Origin of the sequence: Longitalea arenae (genome assembly GCF_016924755.1) — a bacterium.
GTDB lineage: Bacteria > Bacteroidota > Bacteroidia > Chitinophagales > Chitinophagaceae > Niastella > Niastella arenae.
In genome coordinates this window covers 504723-526943 of record NZ_JAFFJX010000002.1, presented here as the reverse complement: position 1 = coordinate 526943, position 22221 = coordinate 504723, and the positions used below count along the sequence as shown (strand labels likewise).

The window sequence follows — 22221 nt, the reverse complement described above, 5'->3', positions numbered from 1 at the left end:
AACTTTTTTATAGACCTTACTTTTTTAAAGTTTATAACTTTGAAAAGTTCAAAGCCACTGAATCTTTTAGAATGGGATCTTTTTTAGATAAGATTTTTCTTGACAATACGATTAGAAGCTATCTCATAGTAGCCGGTACTTTATTGCTGATCTTTTTATTGAAGCGCTTACTATCACGGTATGTAGCGGGTTTATTGTTTGCCATTATAAAGCGCGGAGTACGTGGCGTTGATAAAAAATCGTTTATTAAACTGGTTGTTTCTCCCCTCGAAGTGTTCCTGCTGGTATTAACGAGTATCATTGCGCTGGACAAACTTACTTTTCCGCGGATACTGAATGTGGTTATTTATAAAGCCAATGTACGTGAGTTTGTAGATGCCATTTCGGTTATCATATTGATCATTGTATTTATATGGCTCTTGCTTCGCATCATGGATTTTATTGCTATGATCTTGCACCATCGTGCCGATCAAACAGCCGACCCGGCCGATAACCAGCTGGTCGTGTTCTTTAAAGACTTCTTTAAAGTAGTACTGGTGATCTTTGGCATCCTGCTGATCCTCAAGTTTGCCTTCCATTACAATATCAGTAATTTGTTGACCGGGCTAAGTATCGCAACAGCTGCCATTGCGCTGGCTACCCGCGAAAGCCTGGAAAACCTGATCGCTTCTTTCATTATATTTTTCGACAGGCCATTTACGATGGGCGACCAGGTAAAAGTGCATGATATTACCGGCACTGTAGAACGTATAGGATTGAGGAGCACACGCATTCGCACCGATCACAAAACTTATGTTACGGTGCCTAATAAACAAATGGTAGACAGCATCCTCGACAATTTATCCCTGCGTACCCAGCGGCGGGCATTTGTTCAGTTGGAGCTGCATGCCGAAACGCCACACGATGTGGTGAACCAGTTCGTACAACGGGTCAAGAATATATTGAGCCAAAGAAAAGAGCATATAGAAAGTAATACCGTATTCCTTTCAGATATTCTTAAGAATGCGTTTATCATTCACGTTGAGTTCTTTACTGCGCCCATTCCTGTAGCTGATTTTAATGAGCTGCGCCAACAGGTGAATTTATCACTCATCAATCTCATGGAAGACATGAATATCAAGCTGGCCACCAAAGAAGACAGCGGCAAGGTAGAAACCAAACAGATCGTGTAATGGTCAACTGCTTTCTTAGATCTTTTTGAGGGTAAACTTGCTTTGTTTGAAACCCGGTTCATCAGAAGGGATCTCTATCGTCATTGAAGTGGGCTGCAGCGCATGCACTTTTAGAACCATGGTACGATAAGCTTTGGTAAGCCCATCGAAAGAAGTTAACACCAATGTTTGATTGCTGGCGCCCAGGGAATAGGTGCCTTTGAACTGGGCACTGTTTTGGCCATTGCCGCTCCAGACGAAGGATTTGTCTTTATTCAATAATAAATTAAAGCGAATGGCGTCTGCTATAGACATTACTTTTCTCAATTCATGGCGGATGCGTAAACTGTCTTCTCTTAGAACTGCCTGCAGTTTGTTCTTCTGTTTAAAATTTTCTACCATGTATTTAAGGCTGGCGAGCGTATCCTGAAAATCGAGCAGGCGATCGGTTGTTTCCCAGCGAACCACATACCAGTTGCCGGTTAAGCTGCTTTCATTTACAGTTTGTGCATGCGTGTGATACTGAGAGATGAGGCAAAGAGCTATGGACATATATTTCCACATAGGAGTAGAATTGTTACATGGAATTTACAGATTTTTCAAACAAGTGAAATAAAACTTTCCGCACCAAAGCAGTACCAAAGAGTACCAGTTACATAATGATTTTTTGCCCTACAATGCGGCTTTTATTTCCAGTAAAAATCCTTTCAGTGATTGCAGCGACTGGATCATTTCGAAATGTGCAGCTGCTTTGGAGTTCTTCTTCAAAAAATCTTTTGCGCCTTCGATGGTGAGCTTGCGGCGACGCAGCAGGTCGTAGATCAGTTCCAGGTTTTTGATATCTACAGGCCGGAAATGGCGGTCGCCTTTTCGGTTTTTGCGGGGTTGAATGATATCAAATTCATTTTCCCAAAAACGCAGTAAGGATTGATTTACGCCAAACATGTCGGCTACTTCACCAATAGAGTAGTACTGGCGTTGAAACAATGTTTCATCGTCGGGAATGTTTACCAGGTCGGCTTCGGCATCCAGGGCTTTCAATGATTTTCGGCCCCGCGTCGATTTTTTAGCCGGCGCAGTTACTGCTTCCGTGATGGCTTTTTCCGTCAATGGTTCTTCCACTACAGCCGTTTCCGGAATGTCGTTTTTAACCTGCTCTGTTTCTGATTTGATCGATTTTATTCGAATTCCGATAGCTGCCTCATTTTCGGGTGAGGAAGGCGTATCATTGAACTCAAAAGTGATCTGGGAGTAATTGCGGTTGTCCATAATTCAACTGATAACCTGGTGAAAATTCTTTAAGCTATCAAATATCGTGCAGTAAAGATACAAAGGGTGGAAAAGGGCTGTTTTGACAACTTATTAACCATCTGTTGAATAATGTGGAAAACCTATTACTTTATGCCTTAAAAGCCAGGCTGTTGGGGCTTTTCAGCCAGGGAAAAAAGTTCATAAAAAGGGGCCTTAAATGACGGCAAACCCTTTAATTTTTAGTAAATTTGCGGGATTAATTTTTTATAAACTGCAAGAGCATTCCACACGAATCTATGGCTACAGAAACTACGGAAATCCCTATCACTGCCAGTAACGGTTACGGAGCAGATAGCATTCAGGTTTTAGAAGGTTTGGAAGCAGTACGCAAGCGTCCTGCGATGTATATTGGTGACATTGGCGAGAAAGGTCTGCATCACCTGGTATATGAGGTTGTAGATAACTCAATTGACGAAGCCCTGGCAGGTTACTGTAAAAACATTGTGGTTACCATCCATGAAGACAACTCTATTTCTGTTCAGGATGATGGACGCGGTATTCCTACCGGTATTCATCCTAAAGAGAAAAAAAGTGCTTTGGAGGTGGTAATGACAGTACTGCACGCCGGTGGTAAATTCGATAAAAATACCTACAAAGTTTCCGGTGGTTTGCACGGGGTGGGTGTGAGTTGCGTAAACGCATTAAGTACAAAACTGCATGTTACTGTACAACGTGAAGGAAAGATCTTCGAACAGGAATATCATATCGGTATACCACAATATCCTGTACGTGAAATTGGCGCCAGCTCTACAACCGGTACACTCACGCATTTCTGGCCCGATACAACCATTTTTACTACATCGGTTTATAAAACAGATATTCTGGAAGGCCGTTTGCGCGAACTGGCATACCTCAACCGCGGTATCCGGATTACCCTGAACGATCTGCGTGAAAAAGGGGAAGACGATACTACTTACAGCAAAACATTCTACAGCGAAGGCGGTATTACCGAGTTTGTAGAGATGCTTGATAAGAATGCCGGCCGCACCGCTTTAATTCCCAACATAATTTATGTGGAGGGAAGGGATGAGGCTACCAACGTTGCGGTGGAAGTTGCACTCACCTACAATGATAGTTATAGTGAACATATCTATTCGTATGTGAATAACATTAACACTATCGAAGGTGGTACACACGTGGCTGGTTTTCGCAGGGCATTGACCCGTGTATTCAAAGGATATGGCGACCGTCAGAACCTCTTTGAAAAAGCAAAGGTTGAAATTGAAGGCGATGATTTCCGGGAAGGGTTAAGCGCTATTGTATCGGTAAAGGTACCTGAGCCGCAGTTTGAAGGACAAACAAAAACCAAACTGGGTAACAGTGAGGTAAGTGGGGTTGTTGATTCAACGGTTTCGAAAGTACTCGAAGCATTCCTGGAAGAGAATCCCAAGGAAGCTAAAAATATCATCTCTAAAGTTATTCTGGCCGCACAGGCAAGGGCTGCTGCCCGTAAAGCCCGCGAGCTGGTGCAACGTAAATCGGTGTTGACCGGTGGTGGTTTACCTGGTAAACTGGCCGACTGTAGCGACCGCGATCCGGAGCGTTGCGAGCTCTTCCTGGTTGAGGGTGACTCGGCCGGTGGTACTGCCAAACAAGGCCGTGAACGCAGCTTCCAGGCTATTCTGCCGCTTAGGGGAAAGATCCTGAACGTAGAAAAAGCCATGGAACACAAGATCTATGAGAACGAAGAGATCAGGAATATGTATACGGCGCTGGGTGTAACCGTGGGCACGCCAGATGATCCGAAAGCACTCAATTTAACCAAGCTCCGCTATCACAAACTTATCATCATGACCGATGCCGATGTGGATGGTAGCCATATCGCCACACTGATCCTTACTTTCATTTACCGTTACATGAAAGAAATGGTTGAGCAGGGATATGTTTACATTGCACAACCACCCCTGTACCTCGTTAAGAAAGGGAAGGAACAGGCTTATGCATGGAATGAAGAACAACGCAAAGCTTTGGTAGAAAGAATCGGCGCCGGAAAAGATGAAAGCGTTACTGTACAACGATACAAAGGTTTGGGTGAAATGAACGCAGAACAACTATGGGAAACAACCATGAATCCTGATAGCCGCACGTTGAAGAGAGTTACTATTGAAAGCGCTGCTGAAGCCGATCGCATCTTCAGCATGCTGATGGGTGATGAAGTAGCTCCGCGCCGCGAATTCATAGAAAGTCATGCGAAATATGCACGACTGGATGTATAAAAGCATAATGTGATAATTTGCTAATTAGTTAATGTGCTAATGGAAATCAGATCAGGATTTGCATTAGCACATTTTTTTTAATGTGCCTTTACTGTTTAAGCGATTGTATTTTACTATGTAATAATCACAACATATCTCATTGTTGATGGGAATTATAACATTTCAATTAGCATATTAGCACATTATCACATTAGCACATTGGATTTTCGTATATTTAAACGCCATTTCAATGTTCTGGCTAAGATTTTGTAAGACAAGTTGCAATTTTTAAATCTACTAACCACATAAACGAACTAATTATGTCTGAAATCACACTTACAGCATACAACGTAAAAACAAAAGAAAAGAATGTGCCTATTCAGGATGCGGTAATCACTAAAACTGCAAAAGGAGCTTATATGGCACAGGGGCATGATGGGAAGGGAAATAAATTAACTACTTTATTGGGCGAAGAAAAAGCGCTGGCCGCAATTAAAGCCGGTGTTGCCAAACAAGGTTGGGAATAAATTCAGTCAATCAGTCAAATGCATCAATTACTCATCGAGGTTAGTTGATTCATTTGACTGATTGATCTATCACCTAAATGAAATTGAGATGATCGTACTGGCTGCCTAATATTTTTTTGTCATCTGCCTGCAGCCATTTATTGAGGATAGTAGCGTACACACTTTTAAAATCTACTTTATATTTCAGATCACCTTCCTGAAGATCTGCCAGATCAGGCATAGCGTTCAACACGCCTTTTTGTTGCAAACCACCACTTATTAAAAACATATTGTTAGCTGTTCCATGATCGGTGCCACCGCTGGCATTTTGCGATACACGCCGGCCGAATTCTGAAAAGCTCATCAACATTACATCCTGAAACCTATTGTTGCTTTTGAGGTCTTTTACAAAAGCCGTAATAGCCGCATTCATTTCCGTAAACAATCTTTTTTGTTGCCCTTCCTGCGCTACATGCGTATCAAAACTGCCTAATGACAAATAGTATACCTTGGTGTTGATGTCAGAGAAGATGAGGCTCGCAATTGTTTTCAGGCTGTTGCCGATCTCTGTTTTCGGGTATTCTGTACTCGTTGGATGAACACGGCTTTGTTTGAAGATATAATCTGCGCTGCTAACGGTTTCGGCCATTGTTTTATATAGATAATCAACCGGTTTTTCATCCCCATGTATACGGTGGCTGGCTGCCACTTCCTTAAAATATTTATCATTCGAAGAATTGAACAATCGCCTGGGGTCTTTCATCGCCAGGCCTTTTACATGTTCGCCTTTCATGGCCAGGCTCAATACATCATCTATTTCCAATGCCTGTGTTGGTTTATCACAACCGGCACATTGCGCATCGAGATAGCGGCCTACCCAACCGGTGTATACATACTCATTGCTCTTGCTGGCGCTGTGCCAGATGTCCATGCTTCTGAAATGCGATCTGTCGGGATTCGGGTATCCTACGCTGTTCAAAATGCCCAGGCTGCCGTCGGCATACAGGTCTTTTAAACCGGTTAATGCCGGGTGTAAACCCACTTCATCTGTTAATAACAAAGCCTGCTCTTTGGTAATACCTAAGCGGGGCCTCGACCTGTAATAGATATCGTTTCGAACCGGTATTACCGTATTCAAACCGTCATTGCCGCCGCTTAATTGTAGTACCACGAGTACTTTGTTGCCAGGCGGCACAAAGGCTGGTCTTTCAAACGCTTTTAAAAATTTGGGCAGCATCATCGATGCGGTTGCCAGCGAACCTATCTGTAAAAATTCTTTACGTTTTATGTACATATAAGAAGATCTTTAATTCTACATGTTCCGTTTTGGATTCTTCGTTGCAGGTACCGTTTACCTGGTCGATGGTGAACAGCTCGCGAATTTTACAGTTAATAACTGATCTGGCGCTGTCTGAAACAGATTGCCGCTGCCGTTTAACATAATTGATATTCGGGAGTACTCATTAATTGAATGGTAGCAGTCTTAATATAGTTTTCACGGCTCGATGCATCGATGTATTTATTCAGTATTTTTTCATCGACCGCCGTTCCGCCCTGGATCAGGATGCCCGCAATCGCGTTCAGTAATTTTTCACGCGGGACCTTCTCAAATTTTTTCTGGTAGCTTTCCCAATCCACTGCAGCCGAAATAAGCTGACCGCCTTTTTTACCCATCTTCATTTTCATCCTGTCCATCTCTTTCATGCCCATCATCTGGTCATCATCATCTTTGGGCGTGAGAGCAACTTCATGGTTGTCGACAATTAATTGCGGTATACGCAGGCGGAACATCAGAGAAGAGCTGTCGATCCAGTTTTTACCGCCCGGCCATCCTGCTACATTGGGTGGGTAAAACAAGACCTGGCCCAGCAATCTCTGTAACAAGAGCTGCACTTGTTCATTGTCAAGTTGCATGGGCAGAGCCCGGCGGATGCCGACGAGCAGTTCTACGGGTGATTTTATCCGGCAGCCAATATTTTTTGCATCATAGAACCAGTCGCTGGTGAAGATCTCTTTCATTAATTCCTTAATATCATAGCCGCTTTGATAGAAGCGTTCGGCCAGCCGGCTTACCTGTGCTTCATCGGGTACATCGTTTACGTAAAAACGATATATTTTACGGGTGATATAGATAGCTGTTTCTTTGTGTTCAAGTAAAATATTTAAAACATCATCGCCATCGAAGTTGCCTGTTTTACCCAGCACTGTCTTTTGCCCTTCGTCGTGCTGGTTTTTTCTGAAAATAAATTCACCGGCCAGGTTAGCGCTCCAGCCGGTAAAAGCCCGGGCGGCTTCTTTAATGTCGTTCTCGGTATAATTGCCGCGGCCCATTGTAAATAGTTCCATCACTTCACGGGCAAAGTTCTCATTGGGATGGCCTTTCCTGTTTTGATTATTGTTGAGGAAGTTGATCATGGCAGCGCTTTTACTCACTTCCCTGAGCAGGTCTCTAAAATTGCCCAGCGCATTTTGCCGGATGATATCCAATAGCTGTTGCTGATACAGGATATTAAGGTTGCGGCTGGCGAAGTGTCCGTGCCAGAACAAGGCCATTTTTTCTCGTAATTGCTGTTCACTGTTCACCATCAGGTTCAGCCAGGTAATATTGAGGCTTTTCAGGTCTTCGCGTGACTGCTGGCGGATCTTTCTGCGCTGGTTTTCATCGGGATTACGGTTTGTTTTCCCCACTTCCTGAATGCCCATAACCAGTCCTTTAATGGCATTATCGGCCACATCGATCATGGCCGGACTTTTAGCAGATGCTTTAAACAGTGAGTTAACATACGATTTTTGTGAGGCTGTTGCCAGCTGGTGGAATTCTTCAGCCATAGGGCCAAAGCCGGCACGCCATAACAGGTGTTGATTTTTTAGCTGGGCAGTTACATTCATTACGGGGCGTTTGCCCTGTGACTACGGCATTTGTTAAAAGTTTAACGATTCGCTTCAGATTAATTAATTCTTGATATGAGTGCCGAATTGGGTGATTATGCGGCTTTTTGCGGCGTACTGTATGCCTCAGAAATATGAAAGCAAAATGGGATCTATCAAAAATAAATAAAGGGTTTGTGACTGGCTTAAACGACTAACTGTGTCCGGCAGGTACCCCAATAAAATGAGGCTGCATCACTTCAATTGATACAGCCTCTTGACAAAGATTTATGCTAGCAAAATCAATGCTTAAAACAACCCATAGTGACTTAGTTGATTTCGCCAGCACCAAAATAACTATGAAGCACAGCCGGCAATTGAATACCCGTCTCTGTTTGGTGGTTCTCCAGCAAACAGGCGACTATTCTTGGTAAGGCCAGTGAACTGCCGTTCAGCGAGTGCACCAGTTGATTTTTACCGTTGGCATCTTTGAACCGGATTTTCATCCGGTTGGTTTGATAAGCTTCGAAATTTGATACAGAACTTACTTCCAGCCATTTTTGCTGAGCTGCACTGTACACTTCAAAATCATAAGTAAGTGCCGATGCAAAGCCCATATCGCCGCCGCATAATTTCAATATGCGGTAAGGCAGATTCAGGGTGTTCAGCAGGGCTTCCACATGATTTACCATTTCTTCGAGAACTTCATAGCTTTTATCGGGATGAACGATTTGAACAATTTCAACCTTATCGAACTGGTGCAGGCGGTTCAGGCCACGAACATCTTTACCATAACTGCCTGCTTCACGGCGAAAGCAGGGAGTATAAGCCGTCATCTTGACCGGAAGGTCGGTTTCTTTCAATAATTCATCGCGATAAATATTGGTTACCGGCACCTCGGCTGTGGGTATCAGGTAAAAATTGTCTTCAGTAACAAAGTACATTTGTCCTTCTTTATCGGGCAACTGACCGGTTCCAAATGCAGAAGCTTCATTCACCATATGGGGCGGAATAAATTCCGTGTAGCCTGCATTGCTGTTATAATCCAAAAAATATTGAATTAATGCACGTTGCAGTTTGGCGCCTTTGCCGATATAGACAGGAAAGCCGCTGCCGGTGATTTTATTACCCAGCTCAAAATCGATCAGGTTGTATTTTTTGGTGAGGTCCCAATGCGGAACCGCACCCGCATGAAGGGCGGGTAATTTGCCTCCTTCGCGGATGGTGATATTTTCTTCAGGTGTTTTGCCGGGTGGTACTTTATCAGAAGGCAGGTTGGGCAGTTTTACGATCTGCTCCTGCAGTTTTTTCTCGGTTTGAGCCAGTTGGTCGGCGATCGGCTGCAGGGCTGTTTTTAAAGTGGCCACTTCCTGTTTTTGCGTTTCGGCAGCATCTTTTTGCCCCTTGGCCATTAATTGCCCGATTTCTTTGGAGGCGGCATTTATTTTTGACTGGGTAGTGTCAAATTCAAGCTGCAGCTTTTTCCGGTTGTCATCCAGGGAAATGATCTCATCTACCAATGCAAGATCCCCGAAATTCTTTATAGCCAGTCTTTCCTTTACCAGCGCCGTGTTTTGTCTAATAAATGCGATCTGTAACATGTGAAATCAGGTTTGCGGCAAAGATAGGCTAATGTGCTAATTTTGCGGTATGCAGGCAAATGACGATTTACAATCCCGGTGGTGGAAGCTGGAAGAAAAATTAATGGAACGGTTTGGCCGCAAACCAGACATGGAAACCATTTTGTTTTTAATAGGTATTCAGGAATTTGGTGACATCAAGGCCAAGTTCAGCAAGGAACAAAAGCAGGATCTCATGCATGTGGCCACCTGTTCATTGCTGTCACAAAGCGGCTATTACGAAATGGAACGTGTAGATGAAGAAGGCTGGCCCCATTTCAGGCAGCTGAAAGCCCTGCCGGTGATGTCGCTTCCCGAACAGGAGAATTTTTTAAAAGATCATATTCTTTTGTATTTTGATCAGCAGGGATTTTAAACAAATCAGCTAATGTGCCGATGTGCTACTTTGCTACTGTTTCATCATAGCTATTCCGCTTTTATAGCAGGTTAGCAAATTATCGAATCAGCACATTGCTGTTTACTATTACATTATCTCATACTATGAAAAAGCTGACTTTATTTAGTGTAGCCTTACTCTTTGTTTCTGCTTCATTTTCGCAGGTAAAAAAGGCCGACCTTAACAAAGATGTGGAATTAGTGACCTCCAAAGGCACCATGGTCATTCGCTTATCGGATTCTACGCCCCGCCATCGCGATAATTTTATTAAGCTCGTTAACCAGCACTACTACGACGGTCTTTTATTTCACCGCGTTATGAACCAGTTTATGGTGCAGGCCGGTGATCCTAAAAGTAAAACGGCCAAACCAGGGGAAGCCCTGGGCGGCGGAAACCCCGGGTATAATGTTCCGGCAGAGATCAGGCCCGACCTCTTGTTCCACAAAAAAGGGGCTTTGGCAGCAGCGCGTACCGGCGACGATATCAACCCTACCCGGGAAAGCAATGGCAGCCAGTTTTACCTGGTGCATGGTCATGTGTATTCCGAAGAGGATCTGAATCAAATTGAGGCCCGGCTCAACGGCTACAAGATCCCTGAAGCGCACCGTGAAGTATATAAGACCATTGGCGGCACTCCTTCTCTCGATACAAAATATACCGTTTTTGGGGAGGTGATCAAAGGGGTGAACGTTATTGACAGTATTGCTGCCGTAGCTACCGGTGAGCGTAACCGCCCGCTGGAAGATGTTCGCATCATCAAAGCCACACTTATTAAAAGACAATAGTGTAATAAGTACAGATGCGCCGGCCATTACCGGTAATAACTTAATTCTGCACTTTCAACTTTTGGGTCCTTGGGACTAACATAAATTTCTTAATCTTGCAGCTCTAAATTTCAAAACATGAATTTTCCGGATAATCTTCGTTACACCAAGGATCATGAATGGATAAAACTGGAAGGCAACATCGCTACAATTGGTATTACTGATTTTGCCCAGCGCGAGTTGGGTGATATTGTGTATGTAGAAATAGAAACAGTTGGTAAAACCCTGATGGCGGAAGCTGTATTTGGTACAGTAGAAGCGGTTAAAACGGTTTCTGACCTGTATCTGCCCGTTTCAGGCACCATTAATGAGGTTAACCCAGCCCTGGCAGATGCACCCGAGGTGGTTAATACCGATCCATATGGCGAAGGGTGGATGGTTAAAATGACTGTAAGTAACCCAGACGATGTAAAGGCATTAATGGATGCTGCAGCTTACTCGGAGCTGGTAGGCGCCTAAAATAAAAAATCCGGTGCTAATGTTATTGCGTAAATTGAAAGTGGTTTAAGACCACTTTTTTTTTGTAACACCAGGTTCCGGGTAACACATTGGGAATTACACTAACATATACCGAACAGGAGTTGGTGTCCCTGTTGCGTAACAGGGATAACAAAGCCTTTGCCTATTTATACGATAATTATGCATCGGCTTTGTACAGTATCATATTGCAAATAGTGAGTGATGCCGAACTAGCCAACGATGTGCTGCAGGAAGTTTTCGTGAATATCTGGCGGCGGATAGAGCAATATGATACCGGTAAAGGCCGGTTATTCACCTGGATGATGAATATTGCGCGCAACGCCTCCATTGACACCCTGCGCTCACGCAGCTACCAGAACAGCCGCAAAAACCAATCGATACAGGAAAACGTAGATACTTTGCCGGTCACTGACATAAATCAACCTGGTATCGACACCATCGGGTTGCGAAAGGTGCTGGAACAATTGCGGGAAGAACAGCGGACATTGATAGAATTGGCTTATTTTAAAGGATATACGCACGAGGAGATCGCAGCGCTGGAACAACTTCCGCTGGGAACGGTGAAAACGCGTATCAGGAATGCATTGATCCAACTACGGGCATTATTGAAGTGAACATACAGGAATACATATCAAGTGGCATAGTGGAAAGCTATGTGCTGGGGCTCGCCGATGAGGCGGAACGGGCTGAATTTGAAGAGATGTGCACCCGTTTTGCTGAAGTACGTGCGGCCCGGGATGCCTTTGAGCTTTCCCTTGAACAGCATGCCCTGGCTGGGGCAGTGGCACCCCCCGCCCATTTGCGGGAAACCATTCTGCAGCAATTTGTTGCGGAACCCGCTGTCAATATTAATGGTGGGGCGCCTGTGGTGCAACTCCGCCCCATCAGGCGGTCACCTATTTCCATGGCCATGCGGTATGTGGCGGCAGCTGCGATTGTGCTGCTCGCAGGCAGTGCTGCACTGAATGTCTATTATTTCAAAAAGTATCGTGAATATAGTCAGCGCTATGATCAGCTGGTAGCCCGGCAGGCTGAGCTGGCATTGAATAATAAGGCTATGCAAACCCGCATGGGCGGCTACGAACGAACCATCGCAGGCCTCACCAATCCAAATATGGCCAAGATCTATATGGATGCCAGCGCGGTACCAGGCAATGGCAGTCCGGCACCGGGAAGCCAGGCAACCGTTTTATGGGATACCCGCACCAAAGATGTATACCTGATGGTAAATAACCTGCCACAGCCCGAAAGCGGAAAACAATATCAGTTGTGGGCGATTGTCGACAACCAACCCGTGGACGCCGGTACGCTGCACATGGATGAAGGCCGCATGATGGTCAAAATGAAGAATATTCCCCGCGCCCAGCTGTTTGCCATTACCTTGGAACAGGAGGGAGGAAGCCCTACTCCCAAGGGCCCCATGTATGTGATGGGGAAGGTTTAGTTTAGTCTTTCACCTCTATTTTTTTTGCATTATCTTCCGCCTCATATGATGCGTCTTGTTAAAAAGCTTTGTACCTGGAAGATCATTCCTATCGCCTGGACCGCCTTAACTATTTTTTTACTCTGCCTGCCAGGTTCGGCCATTCCGAGTGCCGGGGTGTTTTCTACCGAAGGTATTGATAAAGTAGTGCACGCCATCCTCTTCGGCGGCATTGTTTTGCTATGGGCATTTAACCTCTATTTCCGGCGTAATCATAAATCAAAATGGCTGCAGATTATTGTAGCGCTGACACTTTTTAGTGTCGGATTGGGGATTGGGTTAGAATTTCTACAAAGAGACTATATTCCTAACCGTAGCTTCGACGGTATCGATATCATTGCTGATACAGCGGGTGCTGTAATAGCTGCCGTATACCATTTATTTGTAAGAGTAAAGTAAAAAGTGGAGGCTTGTAAGTCAGATAGTTATATACAAAAAAATAGCCCCTGTAGAAACAGGGGCCGTAACCAAAACTAACTGCTTATGAGAAAATTGACTGCTTTGTGTGAGTCGTTAAAAAAGAACTTTATTATATAACGCAAATCCGATGCCATTAGTATAGAGAAGCCCGTTAAAGTACGATTAAAAGAACCCGGACTCATCTGGCAAAGAACTAACGCGTTGAAATTTCTAATGCAAAGGAACTACGTATTTCGTGAATTTCATCAACCTCTTTCGACTTTTTGTAAAACGTTAACATTCGCGTGTTTTTGGGTATTACAGAATACAGTGTCAACACGTAAAACTCCTATCATAAAACCGAACGAACGTTAATTGAAAAGGTGTAAGTCCTTCTGTTAACTTCGGTACCAGCCACCGTTATAACGTTTATTAGTACACTATCAAATTAATTAAAAATTAATGCAACCTTCTTAAGGTTTATTGCATCCGCCGTGTTCCCAATATTGTGGAACAGTCAGCAAGACAGGGCGAAAGCTGTGAAACACTCTGTGGGTCTGCGTCTGGTTCCATTGCGCCCTTTCACGGGCACCAAAGTTGGACATTCATTATAATATAGGGCATAAAAAAAACGTCCTGCTTTAACAAGACGTTTCTGCGATAAATATCAGTACGATTAATTCTGTTTAGCCAACTTTTCAGCATTTTCAGCAAATTGTAATGCATCAATGAACTCCTGCACATTGCCATTCATTACTTCATCGAGGTTGTAAACGGTAAGGCCAATACGATGATCTGTAATACGGCCCTGCGGGTAATTATAAGTTCTGATCTTTGCACTGCGGTCGCCTGAGCTTACCAGACTTTTTCTATGTCTTGAAATTTCTTCTTCCTGTTTACGCACTTCTTCTTCATACAATTTGGTACGCAGCATTTGCATGGCTTTTTCGCGGTTGCCTAACTGCGTACGCTCCGTTTGACACATAACCACCGTACCCGTGGGCAGGTGGGTTAAGATAACTTTTGTTTCTACCTTGTTTACGTTCTGGCCACCGGCGCCGCCGCTTCGGGCAGTTTCCATTTTTACGTCGCTATCCTTTACCTCAACATCTACTTCTTCGGCCTCAGGCATTACGGCTACGGTTGCGGCCGAAGTATGTACCCGGCCCGAAGTTTCTGTATCCGGAACGCGCTGTACGCGGTGTACGCCACTTTCAAATTTCAGAGTGCCGTACACATCTTCACCGGTCACTTCTAACTGAACCTCTTTGTAACCTCCTACGGTACCTTCCGATTCGCTCAGAATGGCTGTTTTCCAGCCTTTCTTCTCACAATAGCGCAAGTACATGCGCAGCAGGTCACCCGCAAACAGGCTGGCCTCGTCGCCGCCAGTACCGGCCCGGATCTCAAGAATACAATTCTTTTCGTCCTGCGGATCTTTCGGTATCAGCAACTGACGAATATGGGCTTCCAGCTTTTCCTTGTTTTCATCCAGTGCCGGCAGTTCTTCCTTCGCCAGTTCACGCAATTCTGCATCTTCGCCATTCAGGGCTTCCTTGTACATCTCCAGGTCGCCCAGCACCTTCTTATATTCTTCATAGGCTTTAACGATCTTTTCCAGGCTGCGGTATTCCTTACTCATAGCACTGAATTTCCTGTTATTGCTTACAATTTCAGGGTTGGTCAATGCTACCCCCAGGTCCTCAAACTTCGCTTTTATGGCTTCCAGCTTGTCTAACATAGTTTTGACTTAATTTTGAACGGTCCGGAACCGGAAAAATGCGCCTCGGTCAATGACCCGTTTTTCCGGCCGTTATTAAAACCTGCAAAGTTAATTGTTTCAGCGCTTACATGAATTACAGAAAGTTCCAGGCAGATCATTTATTTACCGGTTTTGAATGGTTATCAAACGATTCTGTTTTGATTACCAGCGCCGATGGGGAAATTGTGGACATTGTTCCTGCTCCTGAAGCCGGGGACGGCATAGCCCGGTTTCCCGGTATTTTAAGTCCTGGTTTTGTAAACTGCCATTGCCACCTGGAATTGAGCCACATGAAAGGCCTCATTCCTGAAAAGACCGGCATGGTTGATTTTCTGGTGCAGGTTATTCAGCAACGCGGGTTTGATGTCGAGATCATAAAAAAGGCCATTGCAGGGGCTGAGAACAGCATGCTTCAGCATGGTATCGTAGCCGTGGGTGATATCTGTAATACCGCCAATACCATTGAACAGAAAAAGCAGGGCCGGCTGCTGTATCATAATTTCATTGAGACCATGGGTTTTATTGAAAGTACGGCCAAACAGCGGTTTGAGGCATCAAAGGCTGTATACGACCAGTTCGCCCGCTTATACAGAACGCCGGCGGCCTCCAATTCCATAGTGCCGCATGCTCCTTATTCCGTTTCTCCTGCCTTATTTCAGTTGATCGCCCACTTCCCGGGCAATCACCTGCTGACCATTCATAACCAGGAGAGCGCCGCAGAAAGGGAGTTTATAGAAAAAGGCAGCGGCGATTTTCACCGGCTCTACCAGGCGCTGAATATTGACATAAACTTTTATAAGCCAGCTGCCAGGCAAAGCCTGCAGGCTACACTTTCGCATTTTTTGCCCAATCAATCTCTGATCCTGGTGCACAATACAAATACCAATGAAAGCGATCTGAGATGTATTGCGGGTTGCCCATTGCCCATTGCTAATTTGTTCTTCTGTTTGTGCCCCAATGCAAACGAGTATATCGGTAATCCTATACCGGATATTGATCTGTTGCGGCAATTCAATGCGGCTATTGTAATTGGCACCGATAGCCTGGCGTCTAATCACCGGTTAAGCATACTGGCCGAAATGCAAATGATCCGCCGTCATTTTCCGCATATTGCCACCAGCGAGCTCTTACAATGGGCTACAATGAATGGCGCCCGGGCCCTGCAACTGGAGGAGGTGGTAGGAAGTTTTGAGCCCGGAAAGAAGCCGGGAGTGTTGGTTATTAAAGAGGATTTGTCTACAGTTGAGCGATTGTTGTAAATAGTAACTGTTGCCGGTTACCGATTGCCGGTTACCGGTTGCCGGATTCCAGGTTGCAAGGCGTTGATAGGCTTACAAATCGAAAATTGTAACCTGAAAAGTTTATTAAGCTTCGTACCTGATTCCGGGTTACTGGTAACCGGAACTCCTGAAACTTGTAACCTGTAACACTTTGTTATTGATTTAAATCTCCCACTTAACCACCCACTGTTCACATTAACCAAGCACTTCCTGCAAAACCGGCAAGGTTTTCATCAAGCCAAAATCCTGGATATGCAAGGCGTAATACATCTGGTAAGCGTGTAATAAGGTGCGGCGGGTCTCCTGGTTAAGTCGTATCTGCGTGAGTTCGTTTGGCTGCATTACTTTCAGCAATTGGGAAGTGATATAGCTGTAAGGGTATGATAAAAAATGCGGGTGAACCGGATGCTCATGCACAAATTCACCTTCCTGCAGATCGAGAAAGGGTGTTTCTTCGGTGTAGCGGTCGGTAAAGCGAAAACCATAGAAGGAAGCCAGGTGTAAGGCGAAGTATAACGGGAAATTGCCCACCACCTGCTCATCGGCTTTATCCAGATGTATAAACGCATCTTCCGCAAAATAGAAAAGCTCCGGATTGGATTCTGGTTGCTTCAGCGTTTTCGACAATAGTTCAACCATAAACAGCGCTACGGAATTTTTTACTACATCGAAAAAGATATGCTGATATAAATGGCTCCATTTGAACTCGCGCAGGCGTTGCAAATGGTGCAGATCGTTATGATAGGCTACCAATTCCAGAATTGCGCCCGGCTGAAACAGGTTGGCTTTACCGCTTCCTTTTTTAGAAGAGGTTCTAACCCCATTCACGATGTACGATTGTATCCCGAACAGCTCGGTGAAAATGCTGACGATCACGCTGGTTTCGCCATACTTCACCGTTCGCAACACGATGCCTTTTGTTACATGGAGCGTCATTTTTGTATAAATACGATTTTGGTAACCAGTTTTTGTTGATGATTTTCGTCGCTCACCAGCACCAGGTAAATACCGGTTGAAACTGGGCGGCCTTTATAATCTTTACCATTCCAAATGGCCTGACTGCCCAACGCTTTTGTTTGATGCACCAGGCGGCCATTCAGCTCAGTAATCTTTACGATCGCATTATTGGTGATACCCCTGATAGCGATAGTGCCGGTGTAGCCGGGCGGTACAGGGTTCGGAAATACCAATGCTTCATGCGCAGTTTCTGTTGGTTCAGTAGCTGTACTGCGAAAAGAACAAATGCCTTTGTCGGTGGCGAAGAATATTTCCCCGGTCTTGCCATCGATGGCCATTTGTTTTACATCATTGCTTAACAGTGGACTATTGCTTTCCGTAAAACGGTACAGGATCTTTTCACCATTGGCACTGATGAGCCATACGCCGTTTTGAGTACCCACCCATTTGCGGTCGGCGCCATCAACGGCAATCGCCTGAACCTGTTCGTCACGGAACAAATATCCGGCAAAATTGTCCTGCTGCACAATGGGAAGCAGGGCTTCACATCCCCCGTTGGTAAACACCTGTTGCGGGCACTGTATAACACCAATACCTTTGGAGGTACCTACCCAAATAAAATTGTTCTTATCTTTTGCAATACACCGCACGTCATTATCAGGCAGGTTGCCATTACCCTTCCCGCTGCGGAAGAGCTTCCATTGATCATCGCCGGGGTTATCAATAGATTGTCCATGATTGAAGCAAACCAATCCATTGTTCTTTGGCAGCACTATCCACTTCTGGTCATTATTATCGATCAAGATCTGGGAAACAGCCTGCTCTGGCAGGGCGAAGGGGATGATGAAAGACCGCCAGCTGCCATCTCTTTTTTTAACATGCACGGGGTTCAGGCTGCCATAATTAGCGACCCATAGATTATTTTCTGCATCGAGAGCAAGACCGCTTACGCGATAACTTGACGAGCTGAAATGAGCAGGTTGAATAACCGAGTTTTGTTTGAAGATGGAAACGGTATTGTCTTTTGTAATATGCAGCAGTCCGCCACCGAATGACCCCGCCCAAACACTTTCATCGTTCGGATCAACAGCTACAGATACCAGGTCGGTGAGCGTATCCAGGATCGAAAAGCGGCTGCCGTTAAAATAGGCCCAGCTATTATTACGTAAGGTATACAGGCCGTTCTTATTATTGCCCGGTTGCCATTGGGGGCTCACCGTTCCGGCTGCTACCCAAAGCGTGTTATTCACTGCCTGCATTTTGCCGGTAGCAACAGAATAAGGCGCATCGGGCAAGAACCGCGTGAAAGCAGAACCGTTAAAATTCGACAAACCTGCTATCGTGTCAGCGATCCAGCATTCATTGCGGAAATAGATAGCCTGCCGTGGCGACCTTACCCATTCTGCATCCTGGATGCTTTGCTGGAATGAGCCGGTTGGCGTAAGCACCACTACGCGGCCGGTAATGTTATTCGTTTCGCTCAGGAGGATCCTGTTATTTGATACGGTGCAATTATGGATCGTCCATCCATCGCGATAAAACAAACTCCAGTTGTTGCCGGATTGTAGCCAAAGCGAATCGTTTTTCAGCACCAGCAAATTGTTTTGGATCAATGCCAGTGAGCGTGCGCGGCCGGCAGGTAATCCATTGGCGCCGGATACCAGCTGCCAGTTGCGGAAATCAGCCAGGTTAACCCCCTTGACAGGCGCTTTCTTTATGCCTTCCTCAGTAGCAGCATACAAAAAATTACGATCGCTGACAATGGCGTTCACGTTGGTCTTTGCCCCATTGTTGCCGATAATGTAGGTGTCTTTTATTTCGTATTTATCGAGGTTAATCACCACAATGCCGATACCAGTGGCCAGGTAAGCCATTGACTGATCAATGTGCACCGCGTTAATGGTTTTATCGCCGGCCAGTCCGGCGTTTTTCAGCGCATCGATATTAATTACCTTGTCATCAACCAATACATCAATATTGCTGTTGTTATAGCCAATAATTACCCGCTCTCCGCCTGCTTCGGTGCCAACAGCGCTGATGCCGGTCTCAGCAAGCCCATTGGTCCTGCTCCAGCGTTCGATGCTGTTGTCAGCGGGATCAACCGAGAACACACTATAAGGAGTAACGGCCCAAATTCTGTTGGCAGTATAAGCAACACCTTTCACCTGCTGATAAGGTAAATGATCCCGCCATTGGCCTATTGGCTGCAATTGAGCGGTAGAAGCAAATGGAATGATGAGCGCCATGCAATAAAAGGCCAGGATCCGCTGTAGCATAGTTTTCAAAGGTAATTATATGTGGTTGATTTAGTAAGATACAACTGCGGGCCAAAATGACAGGTAATAGCAGGAGAAAGTTTTGTGCAAAAGCGATGTTCGGCAGAACGGCTTATTAAAAATATGTTGTGCCTGATAATAAACTATAAGCAAAAAACGTACTAGAGGACTGGAAATAAAACCTAATATTAAGAAAATAAAATTTCTTAACTGCCTGACATTAAAACATGCTTAGATGCTCGGGAGCGCGGCAAATAAACTTCCTGAATCCTGTTAAATTAAGTTTCTTTGCGGCCAGTATGGTATTTGTTATTTGAGATTTAATATTCGATATATCTTATGTGGGAAAAAATCGCCCGGTTCATTTTACGGTCTCGCTGGACACTGTTAATCATCTTACTGGCCCTTACCGGTGTAATGGGTTATCACGCTTCGAAAGTACAGATGAGTTATGAATTTGCAAGAGCTATTCCAACCGATAATCCCAAATACCAGGCCTACCAGGCATTCCGCAGCCAGTTTGGCGAAGACGGGAATCTGATGGCCATTGGCGTTACTACACCCAACCTTTTCAGGGCTGCAGTTTTTAATGATTATGCAGCACTGGCTAAACAGATCAGAGGCGTAACTGCAGTAGAAGATGTATTGAGCGTGCCCGCCGCTACCAACCTGGTAAAGGATCTTGCGAATGAAAAACTGAATGCGGTTCCCGTGTTTGCCAGCCGATCGTTAACGCAACCCGAGCTCGATAGTATGTCAGCCGTTTTCTTCAACCTGCCTTTTTACAAAGGTTTGCTATATAACCCCGCTACCAATACCTACATGATGGGGATCCGGATCAATAAAGAAGTATTGAATTCGAAGCGCAGGAATGATGTGGTGGCGAAGATCGTTGAAATAGCCGATGACTTTGGCCGTAAACACAATATCGAAATGCATTACAGCGGATTGCCGCTGATACGCACTAACCTCGCTACCAAAGTGGCTGCTGAAATGCAGTGGTTTTTGCTGGGCTCTATTATTTTATCGGCCATTATCTTACTGGTCTTTTTCCGCAGCTTCAGCGCTACTGCCATTTCATTGGCCGTAGTGATCATCGGCGTAATATGGTGTATGGGAACCATTGAATGGATGGGTTATAAGATCACCCTGCTTACCGGCGTGATACCGCCACTGATCGTTGTGATCGGAATTCCCAACTGTATTTACTTCCTGAATAAATATCACACCGCTTATAACGATATCAACGGCGAAGTTTTTACCGGTGAAAGCAGAAAACGGATAGCATTAACTGCCATGATCAGCCGCATGGGTATAGTGACCTTATTCTGTAATATTGCGGCCGCCATTGGGTTTGCAGTGTTCGGGCTTACCAAAAGTGAAGTACTGAAAGAATTCGGTATAGTAGCAGGCATCAATATCATGGCCCTTTTCTTTATTTCCATTATGTTCATTCCGGCTGTGTTGAGCTTTTTGCCTGATCCCAGGAAAAGGCATATGCGTTACCTCGAGAACAAATGGCTGCTCGCTATCCTGGACAATCTCGAACGCTGGTCCTTACATCACCAAAAGCTCATTTACGGCATAACAGCCCTCATCCTGGTAGCATCGGTGGCCGGCATGTTCAAATTGAAATCGGTTGGTTTTATTGTAGATGATCTGCCAAAGACCGACAAGATCTATAAAGACCTGAAATACTTCGAGGCCAACTTCCGCGGGGTAATGCCGCTTGAGATCGTAGTGGATACCAAACAAAAGCAGGGATTGCGGCGCAGTCCGGTACAAACTTTTGCCCGCATCGACTCTTTATCGCAGTTTATTGCAGCACAGCCGGAAATGGCCCGACCGCTGTCGATCGTAGAGGGATTGAAGTTCGCCCGCCAGGCCTATTATAACGGTGACAGCAATAATTACAAAGTGCCCAATGAAGGGGATCTGCTCTTTTTGTCGCAATATCTCAGCGCAAAAGCATCAACAGACAGCAGTGGTAAACAAAATAACTTCACACGCATTGTAAGCTCTTTTATGGATAGTAACCGCCGGCAGGCACGTATCAGTGTTAATATGGCCGATGTAGGTAGCAAACGCCTGCCCGAGCTCATCAGCACGATTGAAGGCCGCAGCCGCCAGTTGTTCGATACTTCCAGATACCATGTTGAATTTACCGGCACCAGCGTTACCTTCCTCGAAGGCAGCGCCTTTATAATAAACGGACTGAAAGAAAGTATTCTCTGGGCCTTCCTTCTGATCGCTCTTTGTATGTTATACCTGTTCAGATCGTTTAAAATTCTGATCTGTTCCCTGATCCCGAATATCATTCCGCTTATTATTACGGCCGGGGTTATGGGCTGGACGGGCGTTCCAATAAAACCATCAACCGTACTCGTGTTTTCTGTGGCTTTGGGCATCGCAATCGATATAACCATCCGGTTCCTGGTGAACTACAAACAGGAGCTTTCATTAAAGAATAAAAAATCCTCACATGAACTGGTCATTGATACAATTCATAAAACAGGGATTAGTATCATTTATACCTCGTTGACGCTCATTGCAGGGTTCATAATATTCTGCTTTAGCGGGTTCGGCGGTACCCAGGCGTTAGGATGGCTTACTTCGCTTACCCTCGTGCTGGCCACCTTAACCAACCTCATCTTTTTACCGGCTTTGTTGCTTACGATGATAAAAAAGTAACAGGCGTTTAACTTATCGTGTG

Annotated in this window: 19 protein-coding genes; 11 read left to right on the top strand and 8 right to left on the bottom strand. The window is 45.0% G+C overall.

The annotated features are described in order from the left end of the window. The first annotated feature begins 71 nt into the window (after nucleotides 1-71). Nucleotides 72-1172 carry a mechanosensitive ion channel family protein gene (locus JT717_RS07095; RefSeq protein WP_205509502.1) on the top strand — a complete coding sequence of 367 codons (1101 nt, stop codon included), beginning with the start codon at nucleotides 72-74 and terminating at the stop codon, nucleotides 1170-1172. Nucleotides 1173-1187: 15 nt separating this feature from the next. Here JT717_RS07095 and JT717_RS07090 read toward each other — a convergent pair whose 3' ends face one another. After that, the gene (locus JT717_RS07090; RefSeq protein WP_205509501.1) at nucleotides 1188-1715 is read right to left on the bottom strand and encodes a hypothetical protein; all 528 of its coding nucleotides are present in this window, start codon (nucleotides 1713-1715) and stop codon (nucleotides 1188-1190) included. 108 nt (nucleotides 1716-1823) lie between these two features. After that, nucleotides 1824-2420, bottom strand: coding sequence for a MerR family transcriptional regulator (locus JT717_RS07085; protein WP_205509500.1), 597 nt, complete (start codon nucleotides 2418-2420; stop codon nucleotides 1824-1826). 278 nt (nucleotides 2421-2698) lie between these two features. Here JT717_RS07085 and gyrB point away from each other — a divergent pair, with 278 nt between their 5' ends. Next, nucleotides 2699-4678 carry a DNA topoisomerase (ATP-hydrolyzing) subunit B gene (gyrB, locus tag JT717_RS07080; RefSeq protein ID WP_205509499.1) on the top strand — a complete coding sequence of 660 codons (1980 nt, stop codon included), beginning with the start codon at nucleotides 2699-2701 and terminating at the stop codon, nucleotides 4676-4678. Nucleotides 4679-4977: 299 nt separating this feature from the next. Next, nucleotides 4978-5184, top strand: a complete 207-nt coding sequence (locus JT717_RS07075; protein ID WP_081145914.1) for a hypothetical protein — start codon at nucleotides 4978-4980, stop codon at nucleotides 5182-5184. A gap of 73 nt (nucleotides 5185-5257) precedes the next feature. Here the strand turns inward: JT717_RS07075 and JT717_RS07070 are convergent, their stop codons facing one another. From JT717_RS07070 to serS, 3 genes are all read right to left on the bottom strand, one after another. Next, complete coding sequence (locus JT717_RS07070; protein ID WP_205509498.1) at nucleotides 5258-6457, bottom strand: DUF1501 domain-containing protein; 1200 nt, start codon at nucleotides 6455-6457, stop codon at nucleotides 5258-5260. A gap of 140 nt (nucleotides 6458-6597) precedes the next feature. Beyond that, the gene (locus JT717_RS07065) at nucleotides 6598-8052 is read right to left on the bottom strand and encodes a DUF1800 domain-containing protein (RefSeq protein WP_205509497.1); all 1455 of its coding nucleotides are present in this window, start codon (nucleotides 8050-8052) and stop codon (nucleotides 6598-6600) included. A 308-nt stretch (nucleotides 8053-8360) separates the two neighbouring features. Next, nucleotides 8361-9632, bottom strand: a complete 1272-nt coding sequence (gene serS, locus JT717_RS07060) for a serine--tRNA ligase (RefSeq protein WP_205509496.1) — start codon at nucleotides 9630-9632, stop codon at nucleotides 8361-8363. Nucleotides 9633-9681: 49 nt separating this feature from the next. Between serS and JT717_RS07055 the strand changes: the two genes are divergently transcribed. The 6 genes from JT717_RS07055 (at nucleotide 9682) to JT717_RS07030 (ending at nucleotide 13233) form a co-directional block, all read left to right on the top strand. Then, nucleotides 9682-10026, top strand: coding sequence for a hypothetical protein (locus JT717_RS07055; protein ID WP_205509495.1), 345 nt, complete (start codon nucleotides 9682-9684; stop codon nucleotides 10024-10026). A gap of 125 nt (nucleotides 10027-10151) precedes the next feature. After that, nucleotides 10152-10832 carry a peptidylprolyl isomerase gene (locus JT717_RS07050; protein ID WP_205509494.1) on the top strand — a complete coding sequence of 227 codons (681 nt, stop codon included), beginning with the start codon at nucleotides 10152-10154 and terminating at the stop codon, nucleotides 10830-10832. A gap of 117 nt (nucleotides 10833-10949) precedes the next feature. Beyond that, nucleotides 10950-11330 (top strand): glycine cleavage system protein GcvH, encoded by a 381-nt coding sequence (gene gcvH, locus JT717_RS07045; RefSeq protein ID WP_205509493.1) that lies wholly within the window; start codon nucleotides 10950-10952, stop codon nucleotides 11328-11330. 89 nt (nucleotides 11331-11419) lie between these two features. Further along, nucleotides 11420-11965 carry an RNA polymerase sigma factor gene (locus tag JT717_RS07040; protein WP_205509492.1) on the top strand — a complete coding sequence of 182 codons (546 nt, stop codon included), beginning with the start codon at nucleotides 11420-11422 and terminating at the stop codon, nucleotides 11963-11965. Next, on the top strand, nucleotides 11962-12795 hold the full coding sequence (locus JT717_RS07035; RefSeq protein ID WP_205509491.1) for an anti-sigma factor: 834 nt from the start codon (nucleotides 11962-11964) through the stop codon (nucleotides 12793-12795). Before JT717_RS07040 ends, JT717_RS07035 begins: the two co-directional genes overlap by 4 nt. Before the next feature lie 45 nt (nucleotides 12796-12840). Then, the gene (locus tag JT717_RS07030) at nucleotides 12841-13233 is read left to right on the top strand and encodes a VanZ family protein (RefSeq protein WP_205509490.1); all 393 of its coding nucleotides are present in this window, start codon (nucleotides 12841-12843) and stop codon (nucleotides 13231-13233) included. Nucleotides 13234-13909: 676 nt separating this feature from the next. Here the strand turns inward: JT717_RS07030 and prfA are convergent. Further along, on the bottom strand, nucleotides 13910-14974 hold the full coding sequence (prfA, locus tag JT717_RS07025) for a peptide chain release factor 1 (RefSeq protein ID WP_205509489.1): 1065 nt from the start codon (nucleotides 14972-14974) through the stop codon (nucleotides 13910-13912). Between the two features lie 110 nt (nucleotides 14975-15084). Between prfA and JT717_RS07020 the strand changes: the two genes are divergently transcribed. Continuing rightward, on the top strand, nucleotides 15085-16254 hold the full coding sequence (locus JT717_RS07020) for an amidohydrolase family protein (protein ID WP_205509488.1): 1170 nt from the start codon (nucleotides 15085-15087) through the stop codon (nucleotides 16252-16254). Between the two features lie 216 nt (nucleotides 16255-16470). Here the strand turns inward: JT717_RS07020 and recO are convergent, their stop codons facing one another. Both recO and porZ read right to left on the bottom strand, forming a co-directional pair. After that, nucleotides 16471-17211, bottom strand: coding sequence for a DNA repair protein RecO (gene recO, locus JT717_RS07015; protein WP_205509487.1), 741 nt, complete (start codon nucleotides 17209-17211; stop codon nucleotides 16471-16473). Continuing rightward, nucleotides 17208-19508, bottom strand: a complete 2301-nt coding sequence (porZ, locus tag JT717_RS07010) for a type IX secretion system anionic LPS delivery protein PorZ (RefSeq protein WP_205509486.1) — start codon at nucleotides 19506-19508, stop codon at nucleotides 17208-17210. Before porZ ends, recO begins: the two co-directional genes overlap by 4 nt. Nucleotides 19509-19847: 339 nt before the next feature. Here porZ and JT717_RS07005 point away from each other — a divergent pair, with 339 nt between their 5' ends. Next, nucleotides 19848-22199, top strand: coding sequence for an efflux RND transporter permease subunit (locus JT717_RS07005; protein ID WP_205509485.1), 2352 nt, complete (start codon nucleotides 19848-19850; stop codon nucleotides 22197-22199). Nucleotides 22200-22221: the final 22 nt, after the last annotated feature.

Excerpts from the sequence above, each read along its gene's own strand:
- JT717_RS07005 (WP_205509485.1), top strand. The coding sequence starts at position 19,848 with ATGTGGGAAAAAATCGCCCGGTTCATTTTACGGTCTCGCTGGACACTG.
- JT717_RS07065 (WP_205509497.1), bottom strand. The coding sequence starts at position 8,052 with ATGAATGTAACTGCCCAGCTAAAAAATCAACACCTGTTATGGCGTGCC.
- porZ (WP_205509486.1), bottom strand. The coding sequence starts at position 19,508 with ATGCTACAGCGGATCCTGGCCTTTTATTGCATGGCGCTCATCATTCCA.
- gcvH (WP_205509493.1), top strand. The coding sequence starts at position 10,950 with ATGAATTTTCCGGATAATCTTCGTTACACCAAGGATCATGAATGGATA.
- JT717_RS07030 (WP_205509490.1), top strand. The coding sequence starts at position 12,841 with ATGATGCGTCTTGTTAAAAAGCTTTGTACCTGGAAGATCATTCCTATC.
- gyrB (WP_205509499.1), top strand. The coding sequence starts at position 2,699 with ATGGCTACAGAAACTACGGAAATCCCTATCACTGCCAGTAACGGTTAC.
- JT717_RS07090 (WP_205509501.1), bottom strand. The coding sequence starts at position 1,715 with ATGTGGAAATATATGTCCATAGCTCTTTGCCTCATCTCTCAGTATCAC.
- prfA (WP_205509489.1), bottom strand. The coding sequence starts at position 14,974 with ATGTTAGACAAGCTGGAAGCCATAAAAGCGAAGTTTGAGGACCTGGGG.
- recO (WP_205509487.1), bottom strand. The coding sequence starts at position 17,211 with ATGACGCTCCATGTAACAAAAGGCATCGTGTTGCGAACGGTGAAGTAT.
- JT717_RS07075 (WP_081145914.1), top strand. The coding sequence starts at position 4,978 with ATGTCTGAAATCACACTTACAGCATACAACGTAAAAACAAAAGAAAAG.
- JT717_RS07020 (WP_205509488.1), top strand. The coding sequence starts at position 15,085 with ATGAATTACAGAAAGTTCCAGGCAGATCATTTATTTACCGGTTTTGAA.
- JT717_RS07050 (WP_205509494.1), top strand. The coding sequence starts at position 10,152 with ATGAAAAAGCTGACTTTATTTAGTGTAGCCTTACTCTTTGTTTCTGCT.
- JT717_RS07070 (WP_205509498.1), bottom strand. The coding sequence starts at position 6,457 with ATGTACATAAAACGTAAAGAATTTTTACAGATAGGTTCGCTGGCAACC.
- JT717_RS07085 (WP_205509500.1), bottom strand. The coding sequence starts at position 2,420 with ATGGACAACCGCAATTACTCCCAGATCACTTTTGAGTTCAATGATACG.
- serS (WP_205509496.1), bottom strand. The coding sequence starts at position 9,632 with ATGTTACAGATCGCATTTATTAGACAAAACACGGCGCTGGTAAAGGAA.
- JT717_RS07095 (WP_205509502.1), top strand. The coding sequence starts at position 72 with ATGGGATCTTTTTTAGATAAGATTTTTCTTGACAATACGATTAGAAGC.
- JT717_RS07055 (WP_205509495.1), top strand. The coding sequence starts at position 9,682 with ATGCAGGCAAATGACGATTTACAATCCCGGTGGTGGAAGCTGGAAGAA.